Genomic DNA, 21,300 nt, shown 5'->3' with positions numbered 1-21,300 from the left:
TCACAATTTCTCCATATATAGTGAAGACGAAGAGAAGATAAAGCGATTACTAGGAGGCATATATATGACATTCCCTGTATTAGAAGGTAAAGTAGCCATCGTCACAGGCGCCGCTATGGGCATGGGCGAAGCCACGGCCAGACTATTTGCTGAAGCCAAAGCAAAGGTCGTCATTGCAGATTTTAACGAAGAAAAAGGACGTGCAGTAGCCGAGTCCATCATAGCAGACGGCGGCGAAGCAGCCTTCGTCAAAGTTGACGTTTCCAATTCGGAGCAAGTACAAGCCATGGTCAAGTTTACAGTTGATACTTATGGCAAGCTAGATGTTGCAGTCAACAACGCAGCACTAACACCTGACGACAAGCCGGCGGCTGAATTTGATGAAGCTTATTGGGATCGGTTAATGGCCGTCGATCTTAAAGGCGCTGCTCTATGCATGAAGTATGAACTGCAGCAGCTTGTCAAACAAGGGAATGGCGGTTCCATCATCAACATTTCATCCGTAAGCGGTTACCGTCCTCAACCGAACAACATTGCTTACGTTGCAGCCAAGCACGGAGTTGTCGGCATGACCAAAGTCGCTGCACTGGAATATGGCGCTCAAAATATCCGTGTAAACTCGGTAGCCCCCGGTGCAATCGATACTCCTATGCTTCGCGGTGCATTAGAACAATTCGGGTTCACTGAAGAAGAATATGCGCCTCAGCTGAGCTTGCTTAACCGTTTTGGACAACCAGGTGAAATTGCTCAGGCGAGTCTATGGCTGGCATCTGATGCTGCTTCCTATATTACGGGTACAACCATTCACGCGGATGCAGGGTATACCTCCCGTTAATCTTCATGTACAGAGGACCGAAGAGATTTTCTTCGGTTCTTTTTTTGTTCCCAAATACTTAGTATACCAAACTCTAACCCGATCTTCGGCAAAATAAAATGATGGTAATCAGCAGTTGTAATGACCCTCTTCTCATCTTACTTCCCTTTTCTATCTCATTTCTAATGCTCCTCTCATGGTTCTCTCATTTACGAAATGTACATTATTTAACAAGGATTTTACATAAATCCTGAAGTACAAAAATGTTCTTCATTGGAGGAATTACAAATGAAAATTGTCATTGTACCGTCGGGCTTTAAGGAGTGTCTTGATGCCGAAGAGGTCGCGAGCGCCATGAAGCGCGGAGTTAAGCGATTCGACCCTTCGATTCAAATGGACGTAATCCCTATGATTGATGGAGGTGAAGGTTTTGCAAAAACAATTGTCAATCTGAAAGGAGGGGAACTAATAACGCAAAATGTAACCGGTCCTGTAGGTGAGCGGATCGACAGCTATTTTGGGGTATATGAGCAAAACGGCAAACGGACAGCTGTCATAGAGATGGCTGCAGTCTGCGGGTTACGGCTGGTTCCACGTACACAGCGCAATCCCTTGAAGACGACGACGTATGGTGTAGGTGAGCTAATCCGTGGCGCACTCGATCTGAACGTGGACCATATCCTCATAGGCTGCGGAGACTCGGGTACCTCAGATGGAGGAGCGGGTATGGCCGAGGCACTCGGTGTACAGTTCTTGGATAAAGCGGGTGAAGTGATCCATGTTCATGGCGGAGAAGACTTGTTAAAGGTAAGCTCGATATCCACCTCTGCCCTGGATGCTAGAATTCATGACGTATCAATCGATGTCGCCTGTAATTGGAATAATATCCTGTGCGGAGATCAGGGCGTTGCCCGGGTGTTCGGACCTCAGAAAGGCGCGACTCCTGAACAGATCGATATCCTATCCGCTGCTCTTGAGCATTATGCTTGTCTCATTCAAGAAGCTGTAGAGACGGATGTTCGTCAAATTCCCGGTGGAGGCGCCTCAGGAGGATTAGGGGCAGGACTGCTTGCATTTACGGGTGCACGACTTCACCCCAGATTCAGTATTATCAAGGACTATATCCAGATCGAAGAAAAAATTGCACATGCAGATGTCGTGCTGACGGCAGAAGGCAGTCTTGATTTCCAAACGCCAAATGGTAAGATCCCTTCCGAAGTAGCCCGAATCGCCAAGAAGAATAACATTCCCGTTATCGCCCTCACCGGGACGATCGGCAAGGGAGCGTCCCTTAATTATCAGGCGGGAATAGACGCCTACAGCAGCATTATTCCAAGACCTGTATCGATGGAAGAGGCCATGAGAAAAGCACCAAAATGGATCGAGGACAGCACAGAGTGTGTACTAAGACAGGTTACGATTGGCTTAGGGATTGCCCACAAAAAATATCGTGAACGAGGCGGGTGATGATTTCTATTATAGAGCGTAAGCTCACGAGCACGATCGCCTTGATCCAAGCAACACCTAAGTCATTTGTCGTCTGTATTACACACCTGATTATGCTGATTCTCCTCCTGTTTATGAACGACCTGGGTTACGAAGGAAAGGCTGCTCTATTCACCTTCTTGTCTGCCATGATCCTATGGATCACGACCAAGATACCTGCTGGATTTATCGCCCTGTCTCATACCATGTTTATCATTTTATTAAATGCAGCTGAACCCGAATTACTGTACCATTCACTTGCAGAAGAAGTCGTGTGGCTCATGGTCGGCTCCTTTATTATTGGCGCAGCAGCGAAGGACTCAGGTATTACGGCAAGATGGACTAACGTTTTATTGAAACGATCCAGAAATAAGTCCGCTGTTCTGTACGGATTAAGCTCCCTCCTTGCAGCCACTGCGTTCTTCATACCTTCGACGTCAGGAAGAGCAGCGCTATCCCTGCCGATTCTTCAGCAGCTGGGAGGCCCCTTTTCTAAGATTGAACAAAAAGTACTCACTATCCTGGCACCTGTTGTTATATTAATGAGCACCTCCGCTACGCTGATTGGAGCAGGCTCTCATCTCATTGGAATCGGTTTGCTGGAGAGCACCACAGGTCAGTCGATATCCTACACTCAGTGGTTTGTCTGGGGAGTTCCATTTACCCTTGTCATTACAGCCTGTACGGTGTGTATTATTGAGTGGGTTCTGTGGCCGAAGGATATCATTCAAGAAGAGAATCCAAGTCAGCAGGCTCAGGCTCATGACAAAGCGGTGCCGCCTTTAAATGATCAAGAAAAAAAGATGCTGATCCTCATTCCCCTCTTAATCATCGGCTGGATAACGGAGAGCATTCACGGCTTCGATATCGCCTTTGTTACAATGGCTGGCGCCTTGTTCGTTATGATGCCAAAATACGGAGTTATAGGCTGGAAGGAAGGAATGAAATCCGTCTCCTTAAGCTTGATATTGTTTGTTGCTTGCGCCACTGCACTCGGACATGTCCTAATGGATACCGGAGTTATTACCTGGCTTGAGCACCGGATGATGAACTCTCTCCATCTGTTTGCAGAAGCTCCAGAGTGGCTCATCGTTCTTATGATCCTCCTGATCACTGTCACAAGTCACTTGTACATTACATCTCATACGACACGTGCGATCGTCTTCATTCCCAGCTTGCTGCTGTTTAGTGAGAGTATGGGGCTGAATCCGGCAGCGACGGTTTTTCTAAGTCTCGTTGGTCTGAACTACTGCGTTACCTTTCCTGTAAGCTCGAAGGCACTCCTCTTATTTTACGAGGAAAATGAAGCTTCCTACGATGCTCGTCAGCTCTTGAGAATCAGTCTGTTCCTCATGCCGATCTATATTCTGATCATGATGCTGTTTTACTTTACGTATTGGCAGTGGACTGGACTGAGTCTCTGATATAGCAGTAAAAAAAACTCCTGCAGGTTTAACTGCAGGAGTCTTAGATTACTACATTAATTCAGTTACAGCTTGATAATCTGACCTGTCTTCTGCGATTCAAACGCTGCAAGAATGACATTCAGAGATTTCAGTCCTTCTTCTCCAGAGATAGAAGGCGGTGTATTGGTAACGATGGATTCAACAAAGGCATCGATAACACCACTTGGTACTTGTTTTTCATTCGTAGCCATGGCACCAACTTTGTACGTCTCAACCGTACCATTGGTCAGTTCAACAATAACCTCATCACCGTTAACTGTTCCGATCTTCATCACGCCGTTCTCGCACCACAATACGGTACTGTTGTCCCCGCCCTTGTACTGGGTCCAGCTGGCTACCAATGTGCCCACTGCTCCGCTCTTCATACGCAGGATACAGGTAGCGTTGTCGTCCACTTCCGTGCCTTCCTTATGCAATGTGCTGATAAAGCCGGCAACTTCGGATACCTCATCGTTCAACAGGTAACGAATAAAGTCTGATTTGTGTACGCCCAGGTCGCCCATCGCGCCCATAATTGCTTCTTCCTTACGGAAGAACCAGCTGCCAGCACCGTCTACACTCCATGCTTCCGGACCTGGATGACCAAAAGAAGTACGGAAAGTAAGGACTTTACCAAGCTTACCGGACTCAAGCAGTTCCTTGGCCTTCACGTGAGGCGGCATGAGACGCTGGTTGTGTCCTACCATCAGGAACACACCATTCTTCTTCGCCGCTTCAATCATTTGCTCGCCTTCTTCAGCTGTGCAAGCCATCGGTTTCTCGACAAGCACATGTTTGCCAGCATTAGCTGCTGCAATCGCCATAGAAGCATGCAGATAGTTCGGTGTGCAGACGCTTACCGCATCCACTTCTTCATTTGCAAGCAGCTCTTCATAGCTCGCATAGCCTTTACCGCCGTAAGTCTCTGCCATTTTCTCTGCACGCTCAATAATCGGATCTGCAAATGCAACGAGCTCTACTTGTTCATTCGCAGCATACTCTGGAATATGTCTACGCTCAGCAATAGCACCACAGCCGAATACGGCAACTTTGATTTTTGTCATGTTGGATCTCCTTTAGTGAATTTAGTAAGTTTAGTAGTTGATTGAAAAGACAGAATGGAGCAATTAGCTCAATTTACTAAGATAGTTCTCTTTTACCCAATTGTAGCTGTTCTCAATGCTCTGAAGCGGTGGGTTCTGACATACATCCTGTTCTACAATCAGCCACTCTACTCCTGCTTGATCCGCTGCTTCAATAACAGCTGGCAGATTAACAGAGCCTTGTCCCAGCTCAAGAGTCTTCATTTGACCCTGCTCGTCCTTGGAGAAATCCTTCAGATGCAGCAATGGCAGGCGGTCTGTATATTTACCAATGTACTCGATTGGATCTTGACCTGCGAATTGTACCCAGCATACGTCCATCTCAACTTGAACCGCCTCAGGGGAAGTCTCGGCGAACATGGCATCAAAGGCATTGCTGTCTCCAACCGTGCCATGGAATTCGAAATCATGATTATGATATCCGAAGATCAAGCCTTGCTTACGAGCCTCTTTACCAATCTGCTCAAGCTCAGTGAACAATGCTGTCCAGCCTTCCGCCGTTTCCGGGCGGTCCTCCGGCATGAGGAATGGGCATATCATATACTCAGCACCGATGGTTTTGAGATAATCAATCTCCTTCTGCAGGTCAGCACGCATCGCATGAAGGGACACATGACTGCTGAAGCCCTTAAGACCGAGATCGTCCAAAAGCGCTTTCATTTCTTCTGCAGGAATGTCACCATAACCGGCAAATTCAACACCTTCGTATCCAAGGTCAGCTACTTTCTTAAGTGTTCCTTTGAAATCTGCTGCGGTTTCTTCACGAAGAGTGTACAGCTGTAGCCCGATATTGATCTTTCTCATGATCTATTACCTCTTTCTGTAGTAGGATAACTAACTTAAACATCTGCATATGCACTAAATCGCTAAGTTTTAGAATGGTTCGCATCCAACCAAGGATGTTTACTAAAACCCTTTCGTAAATCCGGGTCACCGTCATCCGTTTGAATCGAACTAGTTACATTGTAAGTCGAATTGGGCTAAAATGAACATATCCAATATGATCATAACATGAACTATTTGCTCATTATTTTGACAGGAGGCATAGAATTCCAGTGGATACGACCCTGCTCCTATGTGATTATTCCTACCATTACAAGCCATTCATTCAAAATACAAAAAGCGGATTGCCCCACTATCTCTTTCGGCTGCAAACGGAAGGAAGCTGCAAAGTGTATTCACTGGGTCAAGAGCACACGCTCACCACTGGTGACCTTCTGCTGCTGAAGCCGGGAGATGACTATCATCTTGTCGTAGAAGAGCCGGCAAACGAAGGTCGTTTATCCAGCGGAGACTATTATCTGTTCTGCCAGGGACCCTGGATTGATGACTGGTGGCACAGAAGAAGATCCCGTCCTGCGGTCAGCCAGGTTGGCCTGGATGAGAAGCTTATCGGACTATGGCGCAATCTGCTCCTAGAAAGACGACGGGGTTCATTAGAGGAGAACACGGAGCTGGAGGATGTCCTGCTTCGCGGCTTATGCCTATACATCGACAGAGCGATCTCTGAGAATGTACAGACTGGACTCAAAGGAACCTCTACGCTAAAGCTAAGGCGATTCATCGAGGAGCATGCAACAACCACCTTCAAGCTGGAGGAAGCAGCAAGCTACGCGGGTCTCAGTCTATCGAGTGCCGTTCGTTTATTCAAAGCGCATTATGGAAAAACCATGATTCAATACGCTATTGAGATCCGGCTGAAGGCAGCCGTGGAACAAATTAAATACAGCAACGAGATGACGCTGGAGCATATTGCCGAAATATGCGGCTTTGCCAGCTATTCTTATTTTCACCGGGTATTCCGCGCCCATTTCGGCCTATCCCCTGTAGAGTACCGTAACCAAATCGTTGATTCACCGCTTTAACTATTCTGTAGATGAATGACTTAGAAGATGAAATACTCATTCGATAAATAAATTAATGAATTCCATTTGAAGAGGAGCGCATATGAAACGAGATAAAGAAACGAGGGCTCAAATTGAAGAGGATAACCGAACCGTCTTTGCCTTGCTCAGCCATTATCTGAATCAAGCACCGGATCTTATCACTACAGAGGAGATTCAGGAAATTACGGCGTATGGTGTTACTGAAGTATATGCCTTTAACGTGATTTTGGCAGGAGCGTTCGGACTTGATATTAACGAGCATGCTTATCATAAAGAGCTGTTTGACCAGTATTTTACGCGCATGACGCATAAGCTGGATGTGAGCGAATACGACAATAATCCCTACTATAAGAATATTGAGATCCCTAACGTCCAGATCGGGAACAGCCGGTTAAAATATGAGCGATACAAGCCTTATGAAGGCTTTGTATGCAATGACATCATTCGTACGGAGGAGGGAAGGCAGCTGCCGCAGATCGGCTTTTTCGATGAGGAATTCAGGTTCCCTGCCGTTCTCGAAAATGACCGGATCTGGATGACCATTACGCCGAATGAGATCGAAACGATGAAGGAGCCGGTTGAAGCGGCCTTTGGCCATGTGCTGACCTTCGGTCTTGGTCTCGGCTATTACGCTTATATGGTATCCATAAAAGATAACGTGAGCAGCGTCACCATCGTCGAAGCGAATGAGCATGTCATTAGACTGTTCAAGAAGCATATTCTGCCTCAGTTTGCTCAAGGACATAAGATTTACATCATTCAAGCGGATGCATTCGAGTATGCGGAGCGCGAGCTGTCCTCCGGTGCATATGATTATGTCTTTACGGATTTATGGCATGATGTGTCCGATGGAGCGGAGCTCTACTTGCGGATGAAGAGTTATGAGCAGCATAGCCCAGAAACGGTGTTCTCCTATTGGATTGAAAAATCCATATTATGTTACCTGTGATGAAAAATAGCGATCATCTTCAATTTGGAAGATCATCGCTATTGATCTATAATGCCGGTTAGATCTCCCCTATACGGGTATCTACGGTTGCAATCGCCAAATATACACTTCCCAAGCCGAGCAGACATAACACGATGTTCACTAGATCTGTATGAAGATCCATATCCAGCAGGAATCCGAAATTTTGAAATTGCATCAGAAATATGGCGCATAGAACCGCGGGAATGGTGGCTCTCAGCCAAACACCGAAGATAAAAAATGGAATGAGACTAGCCAAGGTGATAATAATCGATTGGATCAGACTTCGACTGAAATAGGCTGCAATATCCGATAAGCTGAGCTGTCCGTCAATAAAGTGGAAGCTCTGATTGAGCAGGAAGGTCGCTGCTCCAGACAAGATACAAGACACGAATGTGCAGACAAACACGAAAGCCGCGATAAACAGAACCTTAGCCAGCATTAGCTTTCTCCGGCTTATGGGGTAACCATAGGATAGAGACATCGTCTTATATTTGTATTCCTCAATGACTACCTGATTAATGAGTGAAGCTCCGAACAGAATAAACCCCATTTGAATCGACATCATGAGTGTAATTACGGTTTCATAGCTCTGCCCAAATTCAGGCAGCGTTCTTATAAATATCATCGGCATAAACATGATCACTAACGTATAGATGACTACCTCACTGATCACCATCTTGTGCTTCAGCTTCTTCCATTCGAGTGCCATGAGCTTAACCAACTTTGCCACCTCCATGAATTTGCCCATAAAAGTAGTCTTCCAGGGAATGACGATGCTTCTGAATCGCCTCAATGTCCACGTCATGCAGAATCAGCATTTTGGAAATCTCACTTTGGGCGATCTGCTGATCATAGATTCGGATCTGACGGTCATTCATTATCTTCATGTTGTTAATTTGGAGCTTATGCTCCAGCAAAAAGGCAGCCGTGTCCACATCCTTCGTCGTAATTTCAATATAATTGGTTTGCATCTTTCGAATGTCTTCAAGATTCACCTCATTAACTAACTTCCCATCCTTGATAACGCCAATCCGATCTGCTACCTGCTCAATCTCCCCTAGAATATGACTGGACAGGAGAAAGGATATTCCATATTCCTTATTCAGCATGCGGATCAAATCCCTCATATCCTTAATCCCAATGGGGTCAAGTCCGTTCGTAGGCTCATCGAGAATAATGAGCTCCGGCTTGGTGATCATTGCTCTTGCAATGCCCAGGCGCTGCTTCATCCCCAGCGAATATTCACTGACCATTTTTCCTTCCTGCCCATTTAGATGCACCATATCGATCGCCTGCAGTATTGCTTTTTTGTCGTAAAAGCCCAAGTATTCACAGTGAAGCTGCAAATTGTCCATCGCCGTCAAGTGCTCGAAGAAGATCGGGTACTCGATAATGCTTCCTACCCGCTTCAGTCCAGATTTCTCTGACGAAGTCAGTTTTTTGCCAAATAACATAATCTCACCTGAGGTAGGTCGCATAATGCCGGTCAGCATCTTCATGATCGTTGTTTTACCTGCTCCGTTTTGTCCGAGAAAGCCGTATATTTCACCTCTTCGGATGTGAAGGTTCACACCTGATACAAGCTGCCGGCCACGAGAATGTTTCGTTAACTGTTCCGTCATAACAACATAATCCATCTTCTCTTTCCTCCTCTATTTCTGCGTTTCTCTTCTTACTTCTATCATAGTCAGTCACATTTGCTTTTTTCTTTCCCATTCCTTACATGTTTCTTAAGTTTCAAAAAAAAACGAGTCGTTCAATGAAGGAAAGTGAACGTCTCTTGTACATCAATCAAAAAAGAGCTGCTCCTCGTTGAACACCTCTCCTCTGATCCAGATCAATATGTAATATGTTTAAAGTGACAAGTGAAGCTTGTTCTCTCATACGGCCTGCTGTTCAAATGAATGGTCCCCTTCATCGCTTCGGTCAAACGTTTGGATATACTAAGTCCGAGCCCGCTTCCTTGAAACTGTGGATTTCTAGCATCATCGAGCGTATACAGCCGTTCAAACACCTTGGCCTGATCGTGCTCGTCGATTCCCTTGCCCTTATCCCACACCTCCAGGATCACTATGCCATCCTGCTCTTGCAGTGTTAAGCCAAAGACCCCTCCATCACTTCCATACCGGATTGAATTCGAGATTAAATTGCTGATGACCCGGTTCAAAGCATCCTCATTGCCCAAAATATATAATGGACGTTCCGGGATGGCCACCTCAACTTGAAGCTTCTTCTCCAGGAGCAGCTCGTAAAAATCCAGAATGTTCTTCTTACATATTTCATTGAGTGAAATTTTGCTCAGAGGAATCACGTAGTCGTCAGATTCCAGCTTAACCAGATCGAAGAATTGATTCAGAAGCCCTGTCAGACTCCACACCTTATCATGAAGCCGTCCCATCAGGACGTGCCTGTCTTCGTCTGTTAGGTGATCCGCATATCTTAATTTCTCTACATATCCCAATATCACGGTGAGCGGTGTCTTCAGATCATGGGACATATTGGCAATCAGCTTGCGTAAGCTGTCTTTGGCCTTGATATAATCGGCGCTTAACTTCTGGTTATGATCGAGCAGACGATTGATCTGGACCAGCAGCTGCTGCAGCTCCTGTTCTCCGGTAGGAAGCAGTACCTTTTCAGCCGTCTCCAGCCGGATAATTTCATCCATTTTTGTGCTGATGTCGGACACAGCTGCCTTCGATCTCTTTCGGGACATATATTGAATCACGATGACAACAATTAATAGGATAATAATGACAAGTAGGAAGTTCACCATGGTTACTCCCCCAGCTTATAACCGATGCCCCATATGGTACGAATATACTTAGGCTCGGAAGGATTCTCTTCAATCTTCTCGCGAAGTCTTCTAATATGAACGTTAATGACATTCTCATTGCCATAATACTCGTCTTCCCAGATCAGATTGTACATCTGCTCCTTCGTAAACACTCGGCTCTGATTCTTCATCAGCAGCTTCAATATTTGAAATTCCTTGGAGGTCAGCTGGACGGTGCTATTCTGCAGCTGTACAGTAAAAGAATGAAGATCGAGAGAGAGCTCCTTGTAATGGAGCATGGATGGAAGGGAACTCATGTCTGTTGGAAGATACTGCGTTGATCTGCGAATTGCGGCATTGACTCTAGCCGTTAATTCGATCATCGAAAATGGCTTGCTAATGTAATCATCTGCACCGAATCCGAGACCGAGCGCCTTGTCCAGATCACTTCCTTTGGCCGAGATGATCAGCACAGGGATGGTACTGGTCTCTCTTACCGCTCGAAGCAGCTCCATTCCGTTCAGCTTAGGGAGCATTAAATCAAGCAGGAGCAAATCCGGTTCTGTAGAATGAAAAAGTGCCAGCGCCTCTTCTCCATCAAAGGCGGTGTCTACTTTATAGTTCTCCTGTTCAAGCGCACTTGCGATTAATTGATTGATTTCCACGTCATCCTCTACCAGCAGGATTCGCTTCTGCATCCGAACACATCCATTCCATTGAACTAGAACACTATTGGAGTTATCTTGTTTCTTGCTTTATTTCTATGCATCCCCCGCTAGTTCCTGTCTATTTCCGAGTTTAGAGACCAAAACCACCTGGATCGAAGTATCCCCTAAGTTAGACAAAGCTGACATTGAGGGCACAATTCATCTCAGGTGGTTTCTTGGGTTACTGTGTAATCACCATTTTCTTGTTCTTATGAATGTCTTCTGTCCCGGCAGCGAGTGCGGTCTTGTAATACATGCATTTATGTTCAATCACTTCCATTGTCCTCTTCAATTCTTCCATCTGTGCTTCTACCGTGGCTTTCCGTTCGATAAACATATCGTGTCTCTGCTGTAATGTGGCATCTCCATCCGAGCACCAATCAATAAAGCTTTTAATTTCTTTAATCGGCATCCCGGTAGATTTGAGACATTCAATAATTTTTAATGATTCCATGTCTGATTCCTTAAACAATCTTTTTCCACCGGCTGTACGTTCTACAAAAGGCAAAAGCCCCTCCTTGTCGTAATAACGTAACGTGTAGGGGGTAAGGTTCAATTCTTTGGCAACTTCACTAATCGTATATGTCTTCATGCGAATCCTCTACTCTCCCATTCTCTTAAACATAGACTTCGAGTTAACTCTAAGTATATAAAATTCTATCAAGGAATAGAGATGCTGTCAAAGCAAGTCCTGCGACTTAGGAACGAATTAGATGAACAATTGATCTTTGTGGCTTGACTTAGAGTTAACTATAACATTTAACATGGACATGCAAGAGAGGTTTCTAAGGCAGGGTATGAATTAAAGATATCATTAAACAAGCAAGCTTCCCTTCTCCTTGGATACCGCCTGTCTCTTGAAAATAAAAATTAAACTCTAGGAGGTTATATTTATGATAACGGCTAAAGCACGAGCAGTAGATGGTCCAGACCAATCCTTCCGAGCAGCTGAGATAAAAAGACGGGATCTCGATACCCATGATATCCTGATTGAAATTAAATACGCGGGCATTTGCCATTCTGATATCCATACTGCACACGGTGAATGGGGCGAAGTGAACTACCCTCTTGTACCTGGACATGAAATTGCAGGCATCGTAGCCGATGTAGGCTCCGAAGTGACCAAATATAAAGTTGGGGACCGGGTAGGCGTGGGCTGTATGGTTGACTCCTGCGGGGAGTGTGTGAACTGTCGTAAAGGAGAAGAGCAATACTGTCTCCAAGGGAATATTCCTACCTACGCGGGTGTGGACAAGTATGGTGAACCTACACAAGGAGGATATTCTACCCATATTGTCGTTACGGAAGGATTTGTCGTCCGGATTCCGGACAACATTGAGCTTGACGCAGCGGCTCCACTACTCTGTGCTGGGATTACCACTTATTCGCCGCTTCGCCGCTGGGAAGCCGCTCCTGGCAAGAAAGTCGCTGTGGTTGGCATGGGTGGTCTTGGTCATATGGCGGTTCAAATTGCACATGCGATGGGTGCTGAAGTCACCGTCCTTTCCCAATCTCTGAAGAAGAAGGACGATGGTTTGCAGCTTGGCGCAGACAGCTACTATGCTACAAGTGATCCGGAGACATTCAAGAAACTGGCGGGAACCTTTGATTTAATTATTAATACGGTAAGCGCTAGCTTGAATATGGATGCTTATTTCTCACTGCTCACCCTTGACGGAACATTGGTGAACGTCGGTGCGCCTGGAGAGCCGCTGTCCCTTAATGTCATGTCTCTCATTGGGCATCGCCGTTCCTTCGCAGGCTCCATGATTGGCGGCATCCGTGAAACACAGGAAATGCTCGATTTCTGTGCAGAGCATAATATTGCTCCGAAGATTGAGGTCATATCGGCTGATCAGATTGACGAAGCATACAAGCGGGTCCTCGCTTCTGATGTGAAGTACAGATTCGTTATAGATACCAGCACAATGTAAGTGGCAAGAATGAGCATCTTATCTAATCAGGGCTCTTTGTCGCTCGAACGGAATTAAAAAGGGCCGGCCTACGATGAAGTAGGTCGGCTTATTGATTTATTTTGTACAGCTGATCGACTATTGCTTAATTCGGCTGCTTGCCTGCTTTATTTTATAAGGCTTATCTAACGATGACATTGGATAGGTCCACATCCATACCTTTGAGTGCTGCATATGTCAATTTATCCATCACCGCATTGTCGAAGCATATCGTCTTCATCATACGGTAATATTTCTTAGTCAACGTAAATCCGGGCTGGAAGGAAACATCTCGGAAGATCGCTTCTTTAAATGAAGCACCCGCTAAAGCACACTTCTCAAATCGGACACCGGTAAAGCTCTGTCCGTCAAAGCAAAGTCCGGTGAGATCTGAATTTTTGAAATCCACCCCAACGAAGATGCAATTCTCAAATGTCGTCTTTCTAAGATCGGTTGTGATGAGCTTAACGTCCGTCAATCTTGCCCCGACAAACCTCACACCATTCAAGCTGGAAACGCTGAAATTGGTCCGTACCAAAACGGATTGATTAAAGCTCGCATTGGATAGATCAAGTGATGAAAAGTTACAGTCCGTCAGGTTCGCTCCATCAAAATTAGCATCCCGTACATCGCTGCTCGAGAACGTGCTTCCCGTCAAATCCGCGTTGGAGAAGTCAGATCCCTGCAGTGCACTCGACGCAAATTTTCCTTTATGTACCTTAACGTCAGCAAAGTCGCTCTTGGATAAATTACTCGCACTGAAGTTCGTGAGCACCTGCCTCTCCAGCGTGCGTGACAGGCTTGCTACCTCCTGTACCGTTTGTTCGATGTCACCGATACTATCGATCGTCATCTCGAAGGCCGTTTGCTCGTCCTTGCCCTGCTCTTGGAGTTCCCGATACCGGTCATTCAGATCATGGAGCAGATCATTCTTCAGTTCCTCCACGCTCTTGACCCCATCATACGGTGCGAACACGGCATTTAAATAATTGACCAACTTCTCATCCATAGGATCGATCAGCTCCTCATAATAAGTCCTTAAGAACTCGCTTCGCATATTCCCAGTTTTCTATATTACGATGATACGTTTCTCTGCCCTTATCGGTGATTCTAAAATATTTCCGTCTTCCACCTTGCGATTCATCACCCCAGTACCATTCAATATCGCCATCTGCCTCAAGCCGCCTAACACTGGAGTACATCGTCGCTTCCTTTAGTTCATATTCTCCGCCTGAACGTTCTGCAATTAATTTGACGATTTCGTATCCGTAACGATCAGCCTCGGATAATAAGCGTAATATCATCGTATCGGTATGTCCGCGCAGCAGGTCGGAGGTAATTTTATTGTTGCTCATCTCAGCACCCCCACCATTTCATGATAGTTTAAACTACTGTGACTGTAAAGGTAATAGGGATATAAAGATAAACATGACGCTTGCTCTAATTGTTCAGATAGATATTTCTCCAATTATATTGATTTAATTCATTTCATTAGCTGCATTTTTAAAAATTTAAAAAAAATACATTAAACTTAACTCATTAGGAGCCACCATTGTCTTCATCACCAGATTATATGGTTTGAGAGTCATTTCTTTTGAGCCTGCGATATTCTTTATAAAAGGTCCATCTTCTGAATGAACATCCCATTCTCCCCCGAGATGATGTCTTATAATCTTCCCAAAACAGTAGCTAGCTGAATATATATCCTCTCTCGATATCTCCTTTTTTAGTAAATTGTCTAAAGTCAATATTGATTGGGGATTGTTCAAGTCAATATTATTTTCACTTATAAAAGACTGTATTGTAATATTCCACTCACTTCCTAGAAAATTATCTGGAGAACTTTTAACCCCAACCTTTATGGTTTCAAACCAATCCATAGCAAATTTTTCTGTTACCTCTACTATAGATTCTAATTCTTCTCTTAGAGTCGTTTCATCTGAATAAACATGGACTTGTTCTATCCGATCTCTCAGAAAGGCAATCGTATTTCTAGAAGAAGTGCCCTTTCGGTACTCACATCTTATTGCATTTTTGTACCACTCACTTTTTTCAATTTCGATGTATTCCTTTACCCCACCAATCTCTCTTATAAAAGTCCAATTAAAATCCGATTTCTCATATTTAAATCCAAATTGAGCAAATCTATCAACTAGAATTTCTTCAATATACTTCGTAATATTCATGAAATACCCCTTTCATTCTGAATGAACACCATGCCCCCTCCCGCGACCGGACTTTCACCACCTTGGAGATGCGTGCCTCTGGACACGCTAAGCATATAAAAGACACAACCTTAAGGTTGTGTCCCAGACTGAAGAGAAAAAAGCTTCTTGTGAGAGTTTTTAGTTAAATACTCCTTCAAGTGATGGAGAATGATTGAATTGATAGACTAAATCGTAAAGATCGCCCTCAAATAGCCTGCTTGGCCAAGTGTAGGGCAATCTTTCTCATATTTTGAACAGCGGTCGTCATCAAGGCTTGTTCACATTCGTTTGTGTCAGTGAGACGTTAAAAACGGATCTATTCCCTAAAAATTCGTGCGCTAAGCTGCGTAAGGAAGTTCGCCCAATCCTCTTGAAATTGCGGGTCGGTAGATTCGGTCCCGGTAACCATTCTAGTAACATCGCCTAAGATCAGAGGATAGTTGGATAGAGAAATAAGAGCTAGCGTCAGCATGACGGGATCCAGATCTTTGGGAACCAGACCGGCCTCCTTCTTGGCTTTCATATCGTCCACATAGGATTGAAGCGCGGCCTCTCTCTTTTTCTTGCGGTTAGGCTGTTCGGGCTGTTTCTCGAGAGCTTCCCAGGTGGTAAATCTTAAAAAATCCATCCTAAGCTGGGTATTGACTTTAAACCGGTGTTCCGCAATATGAACAGGATCGGTAGGATTCATGGAAGCCCACTCCGGTTCTTTATCCGGAATTTGTTCTAACATGGCCTCAAACAGGTCTTCTTTACCTTTGAAGTAGTGATAAAGCAATTGCTTTTTCACGCCGGCGCCCGCCGCTATGGCCTCCAAACGAGCTCCTGTATATCCTTTTTCGAAAAATTCTTTACGTGCCGCAGCGAATATATTGTTTCGCGTACGTTCGGCATTACGAATCTCCCCCATACGCTCAATACCTCCAGTATTTTTATAAATGTGTGAGTCATAATCTCCATGATCATAAGGTTTAAATGAACAATTAGTCAAGTTGAATTGATTATTTGGTAATTTTAACTTGACCTTTGTAAAATTATAACTTACCATAGGTAAAGTAATGAGTATAACTAGCTTGTTACGGGTTAGCATCTCTGCACACATCCTAAGAAAGGAGGTTCATTTCACGATGAGGATCTTATCGGTTGTATGCCACCCGAGAACAAGTTCTTTGACTTTTGCTGTCGCGGAGCGCTTCGTTCAAGGATTGAAGGACGCCGGGCATGAATCGGAGGTGCTAGATCTGCACCGGCACGGGTTTGACCCGGTATTAGGGGAAGCCGACGAACCAGTTTGGTCGGACAGCCGCAAAATCTATTCGCCCGAAGTGGAAGCGGAAATGGAACGAATGAGGAAGCATGATGCGCTCGCGTATATCTTTCCGATCTGGTGGTATAGCATGCCGGCCATGCTCAAGGGGTATATCGATCGGGTTTGGAATAACGGTTTTGCATACGGAGCGAATCAGTTGCATCATCGGCAAGTTTTATGGCTCGGTCTTGCAGGAGCTCCGCCGGAACATTTTGAGAAAAGACAGTACGACAAGATGCTCAGCCAGCATCTGAATGTAGGGATCGCCAGCTATTCGGGCATTCCGGACTCCAGAGTCGAAATCCTGTACGATACCTTGAATGAGAATTCAGAGTATCGTCAAGGTTTGCTGCAGCAAGCTTACCGGTTAGGCTTGGAATACTGTCTGAAACCAGCTTAACGGGATGTTTCGTCGGATTAAAACTATTTAAATATAATAAAATGATGAGGTGTAACGGTTATGGTAAACGCTGTGGAGCATAGTGTTATTCAAGTGATGAAAGAACGCGGGAGCGTAAGAAAGTATCAACCGGGTGTGGAGATTCCACCAGCTACCTTAAAAACCATCATAGAAGCCGCGGGTTCAGCACCATCGGCATGGAATCTTCAGCACTGGAAATTTGTCGTGATTCAGAATCAGGAAAACAAGAACCGCATCTTGCCCGCAGCCTACAATCAACAGCAAGTGGCAGACTCTTCAGCCGTCATTATTGTCTTGGGTGACACGGAGGCGAATAAAAATGCGGAAGCTGTATATGACGAAATGGTTCGGTCGGGGGCTATGACGGAAGACGTCGTGAACAATATGGTGAATGATATCAACAATTATTACGAGAATGCCGCAACCGCCGGCGTACACGATGCCATACGAAATGCTTCTTTTGCAGCGATGCAGCTCATGCTGGCAGCAAAAGCTCACGGGATTGACACATGCCCTATGGGTGGCTTCAGCGCGGATGCACTTAGAGAAGAACTAAATATCCCAGAACGCTATATTCCTGTCGTTATGGTGGCAATGGGATATGCGGAACAACCTGCGTACGCTACGAACCGTTTTTCAGCGGATCAAATCGTGATTAACGAAAGGTTCTGACGGTAACGAAGGAGACATTTAGCATGACTAAAAGCATGTTAGGCACAACTGCCGTTGCGCAAATAGCGTTGCTCGTCAATGATATTGAATCAGCGAGTCAAGCGTATGCCGATTTCTTCGGCATCGATAATCGCGGTTGGTTCTGGTCAGATGAGTTTGGAATTACACTTACGGAGTTCAGAGGGAAGCCGACCGAGGGACGTGCCAAGCTTGCGTTCTTGGATATGGGATCGATTCAGTTGGAGCTCATCGAGCCGGACGATCATCCGTCCACTTGGCGTGAATCCTTGGACCGTCATGGCGAAGGCTTTCATCATATCGCCTTTTTCGTTGAAGGAATGCAAGAGAAGATCCTCCTGATGGAGCGTGAGCACATGCCTGTTCTGCAAAAAGGGGAAGATGCCGCTGGACAATACATCTATGCTTATATGGATACGTCCTCCAAGCTGAAGCTGCTCATTGAACTTCTCGAACATCAGAAAGAGTAAGAGGTAATTAGCTGCCAAAACCTTAGCCGACGGTTATATCGCTAAGGTTTCTTTTTATTCCTTAAATCGGTCCCACAAAAACAATGGTTTCTAATATTCATAAGTGGAGATATGTCGACCGTCAATGGCTTAGGCATGTCAGTTAGACCACAAGCTTGATATTCGGGAGAGAATACATTTTTTTATAATCAACGCGGAAGTAAAGTTTGTAACCATTATTTTTCAGCAGGAAAATAAAAATTGCAACTGGATTTCACCGCCTCCATCTCAAGCACGCCTCCATATCTTCCTTTAATATCACTCATTGCCATTAATAAATGCTTTTTATAGATGTTGTCAATCCAAGTGCGACACTTCATTCTCAAAAGATTCGTCAGCCGTCTTCCATCCTAAACATTTTCTTGGTCAGTTGTTAATGAGATGGAGAGCATGTTCTAGTTCTTTTTCAGATATGGCTTTATGTCATCCTGAAAAGTAAAAAATCTTTCCGCACTGTCTAACTATTTCATATAGGTATAACCTTCCAAAAAGGAATTGGAGGGTTAATTGTCATGCTTATTTTTACTATATCACATGACTTAAGTTCACTTTACTGGTAATCTTGACAAGCTATTAGCTGGTTTTAGCGCAACGAAAGAGTTAAGAAGTTTGCCCTATCTTATGTATCCAGCGATATGATTTAATTTCTCAATATCCTTCGGATTGATCTTCAATGTCGTTTGTGGAACCCCTGTACCTCCATAAACATAATTAAATCGAAATAACTCTCTATCCATGAATGTTGGGATATCCGGGTTTATTAACGATACACTTCCAATCTTACTTCCAGTTACTTGTTCTACTTCATTAGGCTTCGCAAATTTGATCTCTTGAAGTTGAAATTTCTCCTGCAAAGCAATAAGATCGATTCGTCCGTAATCACCAGAAATGATCAGAGCATAGTAGCCTTTATCTGTTTTGAATATTAGTGTCGGGGCAGTTTGGCCAATATCAATACCAAAATAATTAGCACCTTGCTGTGCTGTGTTAATCGGAATATTATGTTCAACGACTTCATAATCAACGTGCTGATTCTTTAATAGCGATATTAATTTATCCATACTTCTTTCCGTCTCCTTCTCTATATTTAATCTAGCTGGTCTACGTATAAATTCGTCAGAAAGACTTTTTTGCCTTTTTTCTGCAATTACTATTTATTCCGTTAACCTGCCCGTTAGCTTAATGAAATAGCTGTAAATTCAGTTAGATATTTATTTAATAGGTAATCGGACTATGTTCTTGTCCCTCGACATCGAACTAAGTTCTTGTCCTTGAATTGTCATTGTAGAATTGTTTCTTCAAAGTAGTCTATAAATCTTCTAGCTGCAGCAGACAAATAGCCGTTTGTCCTCCAAATTAAGCTAGGTTCAGTAGCCCAAGGATTGTTTTCAATCTTAATAATGTCAAAATCCCCTGTCAACTGAGTTTGGACCATGGATAGTGGCAAGATCGTAGCCCCAAATCCGGACTTAACTAAACTTAGTAGCATTGAGGAATCATGGCATTCGCATAGTATATTGGGTTGCAACTTTAATTGCTTAAATTCTTGAATGATTTGTTGATATAAGCTGTTCCCTTCTACTGGACCAAAAAGAATCAATGGTATGGTGGAAATAAGCGCAACATCTACAGTATCAGCTTTAAATTTAAAATCTTTTGGAACAATAAAAACACATTCGTTTCTATCAATGTATCTTGTTTGATATTGTTCCTTTGCAAAATGACCATACGCTATCGCTATATCAATTTGGCGATTATCCAAACAATCGATCAAAAATGTAGCATTTCCTTCCCAGATACTGAATCTGACTTGAGGGTATTCATTACGGAATTGCTTCAATATAGACATCATCAATGCTGCATCATAGATAGTTAAACCTATTGATAGTGTTCCGCTAACTTCTTCCCCATACTCTTTAACTTCAACAACTGCTTCTTCCATTGTTTGTACGACATTTTTAGCTTTCTTGAGAAACAACTCACCTTGGGGCGTTAATGTTACTTTTCTCTTCTTGTTGCGCTCAAATAAAGTGACGCCTAGCTCTTCCTCCATCAACTGTAGTTGCTTGCTTAATGGAGGTTGTGCCATGTGCAGGGCCTGAGCAGCTTTTGTTATACTTCCTTCTTCTGCAATTGCAATTAGATAGCGAAGTTGTCGGATATCCATATGTCCCCTCCCTTATACGATAAAAGTATTATATAAATATTTTATAGATATTTTCAATATTAAAAATGTGGGCGTATAATCCCTTACTAGAAGAAGTATTAGAAATATGACCCTTTAAGGAGTAGATCATTTTGAAAATTATCGTAGGCATGACCGGTGCAACTGGATCCATTTATGGAATACGCTTACTGCAAGTGTTGAAGCAAGCTGGAATAGAAACTCACCTCGTCATCTCCACTTGGGCTGGGGCTACCCTTCAGACAGAAACATCTTATACGTTGAAGGATGTAGAAGCTTTAGCCGATTATGTATATTCAAACAAGGATTTGGGCGCAAAAATTTCAAGTGGTTCATTTCAAGTCGACGGCATGATTATAGCCCCATGCAGCATGAAATCACTCGCCTCCATTCGCATGGGGTTAGCAGATAATCTTGTGACTCGATCTGCCGATGTCATTCTTAAAGAACGTAAAAAACTGCTTCTTATGACTCGAGAAACTCCTTTAAATAACATTCATCTGGAAAACATGCTTTATTTATCTCAAATGGGCGTCATCATTTTTCCTCCTATGCCTGCCTTCTATAATCATCCAGAAACCCTTGAAGATATTGTTGATCACATTGTATATCGTACCTTGGATCAATTCGGTATTCATCTACCAGCAGCCAAACGTTGGAATGGATTAACCAAAAAACAATAGTTTGAAATAATTAGAAAATGGTTATTTTTAGGCCGCTTTCCAATAGAAGTAGCGGCTTTTATATTGATCTGCTATTTACAAAATCAAAATTTAATATTTTAAAAGTATGTAATAAATATTTAATAGATATTTTCAATATATAAAAATCAGTTGTATAGTTG

General features: G+C 43.9%; 23 protein-coding genes and 1 pseudogene. 10 read left to right on the top strand and 14 right to left on the bottom strand.

Annotated elements, in window-relative coordinates:
- Positions 1–64 precede the first annotated feature (64 nt).
- The 3 genes from ACFSVM_RS19600 to ACFSVM_RS19590 all read left to right on the top strand — a co-directional run bounded on the left by ACFSVM_RS19600 (position 65) and on the right by ACFSVM_RS19590 (position 3,723).
- Complete coding sequence (locus ACFSVM_RS19600) at positions 65–835, top strand: SDR family NAD(P)-dependent oxidoreductase (protein ID WP_076315328.1); 771 nt, start codon at positions 65–67, stop codon at positions 833–835.
- Between the two features lie 267 nt (positions 836–1,102).
- Positions 1,103–2,281: a glycerate kinase family protein gene (locus ACFSVM_RS19595; RefSeq protein ID WP_379264020.1), complete on the top strand. Its 1,179-nt coding sequence runs from the start codon at positions 1,103–1,105 to the stop codon at positions 2,279–2,281.
- Positions 2,281–3,723, top strand: coding sequence for an SLC13 family permease (locus ACFSVM_RS19590; RefSeq protein WP_379264018.1), 1,443 nt, complete (start codon positions 2,281–2,283; stop codon positions 3,721–3,723). The genes ACFSVM_RS19595 and ACFSVM_RS19590 overlap by 1 nt, the downstream gene beginning before the upstream one ends.
- A 65-nt stretch (positions 3,724–3,788) precedes the next feature.
- Here the strand turns inward: ACFSVM_RS19590 and ACFSVM_RS19585 are convergent, their stop codons facing one another.
- Entirely contained in the window at positions 3,789–4,808 is a 1,020-nt protein-coding gene (locus ACFSVM_RS19585; RefSeq protein WP_076315325.1) for a Gfo/Idh/MocA family protein, read from the bottom strand.
- A gap of 63 nt (positions 4,809–4,871) precedes the next feature.
- Entirely contained in the window at positions 4,872–5,651 is a 780-nt protein-coding gene (locus tag ACFSVM_RS19580) for a sugar phosphate isomerase/epimerase family protein (RefSeq protein WP_379264015.1), read from the bottom strand.
- A gap of 251 nt (positions 5,652–5,902) precedes the next feature.
- Between ACFSVM_RS19580 and ACFSVM_RS19575 the strand changes: the two genes are divergently transcribed.
- A complete protein-coding gene (locus ACFSVM_RS19575; RefSeq protein WP_076315323.1) occupies positions 5,903–6,712 on the top strand; it encodes a helix-turn-helix domain-containing protein in 810 nt (269 codons plus the stop codon).
- A gap of 82 nt (positions 6,713–6,794) precedes the next feature.
- Positions 6,795–7,682, top strand: a complete 888-nt coding sequence (locus tag ACFSVM_RS19570; protein ID WP_379264012.1) for a spermine/spermidine synthase domain-containing protein — start codon at positions 6,795–6,797, stop codon at positions 7,680–7,682.
- A 58-nt stretch (positions 7,683–7,740) separates the two neighbouring features.
- On the opposite strand, the gene ACFSVM_RS19565 is transcribed toward ACFSVM_RS19570, so the two are convergent.
- From ACFSVM_RS19565 to ACFSVM_RS19545, 5 genes are all read right to left on the bottom strand, one after another.
- Entirely contained in the window at positions 7,741–8,433 is a 693-nt protein-coding gene (locus ACFSVM_RS19565; protein ID WP_379264121.1) for an ABC transporter permease, read from the bottom strand.
- The gene (locus tag ACFSVM_RS19560; protein ID WP_379264010.1) at positions 8,417–9,340 is read right to left on the bottom strand and encodes an ATP-binding cassette domain-containing protein; all 924 of its coding nucleotides are present in this window, start codon (positions 9,338–9,340) and stop codon (positions 8,417–8,419) included. Before ACFSVM_RS19560 ends, ACFSVM_RS19565 begins: the two co-directional genes overlap by 17 nt.
- 200 nt (positions 9,341–9,540) lie before the next feature.
- Positions 9,541–10,476 carry a sensor histidine kinase gene (locus tag ACFSVM_RS19555; RefSeq protein ID WP_379264008.1) on the bottom strand — a complete coding sequence of 312 codons (936 nt, stop codon included), beginning with the start codon at positions 10,474–10,476 and terminating at the stop codon, positions 9,541–9,543.
- Between the two features lie 2 nt (positions 10,477–10,478).
- Positions 10,479–11,174, bottom strand: coding sequence for a response regulator transcription factor (locus ACFSVM_RS19550; protein ID WP_076315318.1), 696 nt, complete (start codon positions 11,172–11,174; stop codon positions 10,479–10,481).
- Positions 11,175–11,364: 190 nt separating this feature from the next.
- On the bottom strand, positions 11,365–11,775 hold the full coding sequence (locus tag ACFSVM_RS19545) for a MerR family transcriptional regulator (RefSeq protein ID WP_379264005.1): 411 nt from the start codon (positions 11,773–11,775) through the stop codon (positions 11,365–11,367).
- Positions 11,776–12,076: 301 nt separating this feature from the next.
- On the opposite strand from ACFSVM_RS19545, the gene ACFSVM_RS19540 reads away from it, so the two are divergent.
- Positions 12,077–13,117 carry an NAD(P)-dependent alcohol dehydrogenase gene (locus ACFSVM_RS19540; protein WP_379264003.1) on the top strand — a complete coding sequence of 347 codons (1,041 nt, stop codon included), beginning with the start codon at positions 12,077–12,079 and terminating at the stop codon, positions 13,115–13,117.
- Positions 13,118–13,277: 160 nt separating this feature from the next.
- On the opposite strand, the gene ACFSVM_RS19535 is transcribed toward ACFSVM_RS19540, so the two are convergent.
- The 4 genes from ACFSVM_RS19535 to ACFSVM_RS19520 all read right to left on the bottom strand — a co-directional run bounded on the left by ACFSVM_RS19535 (position 13,278) and on the right by ACFSVM_RS19520 (position 16,252).
- Complete coding sequence (locus tag ACFSVM_RS19535; protein ID WP_379264001.1) at positions 13,278–14,144, bottom strand: pentapeptide repeat-containing protein; 867 nt, start codon at positions 14,142–14,144, stop codon at positions 13,278–13,280.
- Between the two features lie 16 nt (positions 14,145–14,160).
- Complete coding sequence (locus tag ACFSVM_RS19530) at positions 14,161–14,490, bottom strand: PadR family transcriptional regulator (RefSeq protein WP_047913666.1); 330 nt, start codon at positions 14,488–14,490, stop codon at positions 14,161–14,163.
- Between the two features lie 156 nt (positions 14,491–14,646).
- Complete coding sequence (locus ACFSVM_RS19525; RefSeq protein ID WP_379263998.1) at positions 14,647–15,321, bottom strand: hypothetical protein; 675 nt, start codon at positions 15,319–15,321, stop codon at positions 14,647–14,649.
- Between the two features lie 337 nt (positions 15,322–15,658).
- A complete protein-coding gene (locus ACFSVM_RS19520; RefSeq protein WP_379263996.1) occupies positions 15,659–16,252 on the bottom strand; it encodes a TetR/AcrR family transcriptional regulator in 594 nt (197 codons plus the stop codon).
- Positions 16,253–16,469: 217 nt separating this feature from the next.
- On the opposite strand from ACFSVM_RS19520, the gene ACFSVM_RS19515 reads away from it, so the two are divergent.
- Genes ACFSVM_RS19515 through ACFSVM_RS19505 form a run of 3 tightly spaced genes read left to right on the top strand, consistent with a single transcriptional unit; the run spans position 16,470 to position 18,232 of the window.
- Positions 16,470–17,051, top strand: coding sequence for an NAD(P)H oxidoreductase (locus ACFSVM_RS19515; RefSeq protein WP_379263994.1), 582 nt, complete (start codon positions 16,470–16,472; stop codon positions 17,049–17,051).
- Between the two features lie 60 nt (positions 17,052–17,111).
- The gene (locus ACFSVM_RS19510; RefSeq protein WP_379263992.1) at positions 17,112–17,744 is read left to right on the top strand and encodes a nitroreductase family protein; all 633 of its coding nucleotides are present in this window, start codon (positions 17,112–17,114) and stop codon (positions 17,742–17,744) included.
- A 23-nt stretch (positions 17,745–17,767) separates the two neighbouring features.
- On the top strand, positions 17,768–18,232 hold the full coding sequence (locus tag ACFSVM_RS19505) for a VOC family protein (protein WP_379263990.1): 465 nt from the start codon (positions 17,768–17,770) through the stop codon (positions 18,230–18,232).
- A gap of 336 nt (positions 18,233–18,568) precedes the next feature.
- Here ACFSVM_RS19505 and ACFSVM_RS19500 read toward each other — a convergent pair.
- The 3 genes and pseudogenes from ACFSVM_RS19500 to ACFSVM_RS19490 form a co-directional block, all read right to left on the bottom strand.
- Positions 18,569–18,685: pseudogene (locus ACFSVM_RS19500) on the bottom strand (IS30 family transposase); the annotation flags it as partial.
- A gap of 200 nt (positions 18,686–18,885) precedes the next feature.
- Positions 18,886–19,332: an aminoacyl-tRNA deacylase gene (locus ACFSVM_RS19495; RefSeq protein WP_076315309.1), complete on the bottom strand. Its 447-nt coding sequence runs from the start codon at positions 19,330–19,332 to the stop codon at positions 18,886–18,888.
- A gap of 218 nt (positions 19,333–19,550) precedes the next feature.
- Entirely contained in the window at positions 19,551–20,438 is an 888-nt protein-coding gene (locus ACFSVM_RS19490) for a LysR family transcriptional regulator (RefSeq protein ID WP_076315308.1), read from the bottom strand.
- 131 nt (positions 20,439–20,569) lie between these two features.
- On the opposite strand from ACFSVM_RS19490, the gene ACFSVM_RS19485 reads away from it, so the two are divergent.
- The gene (locus ACFSVM_RS19485) at positions 20,570–21,139 is read left to right on the top strand and encodes a non-oxidative hydroxyarylic acid decarboxylases subunit B (RefSeq protein WP_090727490.1); all 570 of its coding nucleotides are present in this window, start codon (positions 20,570–20,572) and stop codon (positions 21,137–21,139) included.
- The last annotated feature ends 161 nt before the right edge of the window (positions 21,140–21,300 follow it).

This window comes from Paenibacillus shunpengii, from assembly GCF_042684905.1.
Taxonomy (GTDB): Bacteria; Bacillota; Bacilli; order Paenibacillales; family Paenibacillaceae; genus Paenibacillus; species Paenibacillus shunpengii.
The sequence above is the reverse complement of the archived record's forward strand: the minus strand, read 5'-3'. Positions and strand labels throughout refer to the sequence as shown.

Excerpts from the sequence above, each read along its gene's own strand:
- ACFSVM_RS19520 (WP_379263996.1), bottom strand. The coding sequence starts at position 16,252 with ATGGGGGAGATTCGTAATGCCGAACGTACGCGAAACAATATATTCGCT.
- ACFSVM_RS19600 (WP_076315328.1), top strand. The coding sequence starts at position 65 with ATGACATTCCCTGTATTAGAAGGTAAAGTAGCCATCGTCACAGGCGCC.
- ACFSVM_RS19510 (WP_379263992.1), top strand. The coding sequence starts at position 17,112 with ATGGTAAACGCTGTGGAGCATAGTGTTATTCAAGTGATGAAAGAACGC.
- ACFSVM_RS19525 (WP_379263998.1), bottom strand. The coding sequence starts at position 15,321 with ATGAATATTACGAAGTATATTGAAGAAATTCTAGTTGATAGATTTGCT.
- ACFSVM_RS19540 (WP_379264003.1), top strand. The coding sequence starts at position 12,077 with ATGATAACGGCTAAAGCACGAGCAGTAGATGGTCCAGACCAATCCTTC.
- ACFSVM_RS19490 (WP_076315308.1), bottom strand. The coding sequence starts at position 20,438 with ATGGATATCCGACAACTTCGCTATCTAATTGCAATTGCAGAAGAAGGA.
- ACFSVM_RS19505 (WP_379263990.1), top strand. The coding sequence starts at position 17,768 with ATGACTAAAAGCATGTTAGGCACAACTGCCGTTGCGCAAATAGCGTTG.
- ACFSVM_RS19550 (WP_076315318.1), bottom strand. The coding sequence starts at position 11,174 with ATGCAGAAGCGAATCCTGCTGGTAGAGGATGACGTGGAAATCAATCAA.
- ACFSVM_RS19535 (WP_379264001.1), bottom strand. The coding sequence starts at position 14,144 with ATGGATGAGAAGTTGGTCAATTATTTAAATGCCGTGTTCGCACCGTAT.
- ACFSVM_RS19495 (WP_076315309.1), bottom strand. The coding sequence starts at position 19,332 with ATGGATAAATTAATATCGCTATTAAAGAATCAGCACGTTGATTATGAA.
- ACFSVM_RS19580 (WP_379264015.1), bottom strand. The coding sequence starts at position 5,651 with ATGAGAAAGATCAATATCGGGCTACAGCTGTACACTCTTCGTGAAGAA.
- ACFSVM_RS19570 (WP_379264012.1), top strand. The coding sequence starts at position 6,795 with ATGAAACGAGATAAAGAAACGAGGGCTCAAATTGAAGAGGATAACCGA.
- ACFSVM_RS19545 (WP_379264005.1), bottom strand. The coding sequence starts at position 11,775 with ATGAAGACATATACGATTAGTGAAGTTGCCAAAGAATTGAACCTTACC.
- ACFSVM_RS19555 (WP_379264008.1), bottom strand. The coding sequence starts at position 10,476 with ATGGTGAACTTCCTACTTGTCATTATTATCCTATTAATTGTTGTCATC.
- ACFSVM_RS19560 (WP_379264010.1), bottom strand. The coding sequence starts at position 9,340 with ATGGATTATGTTGTTATGACGGAACAGTTAACGAAACATTCTCGTGGC.
- ACFSVM_RS19515 (WP_379263994.1), top strand. The coding sequence starts at position 16,470 with ATGAGGATCTTATCGGTTGTATGCCACCCGAGAACAAGTTCTTTGACT.
- ACFSVM_RS19590 (WP_379264018.1), top strand. The coding sequence starts at position 2,281 with ATGATTTCTATTATAGAGCGTAAGCTCACGAGCACGATCGCCTTGATC.
- ACFSVM_RS19595 (WP_379264020.1), top strand. The coding sequence starts at position 1,103 with ATGAAAATTGTCATTGTACCGTCGGGCTTTAAGGAGTGTCTTGATGCC.
- ACFSVM_RS19530 (WP_047913666.1), bottom strand. The coding sequence starts at position 14,490 with ATGAGCAACAATAAAATTACCTCCGACCTGCTGCGCGGACATACCGAT.
- ACFSVM_RS19585 (WP_076315325.1), bottom strand. The coding sequence starts at position 4,808 with ATGACAAAAATCAAAGTTGCCGTATTCGGCTGTGGTGCTATTGCTGAG.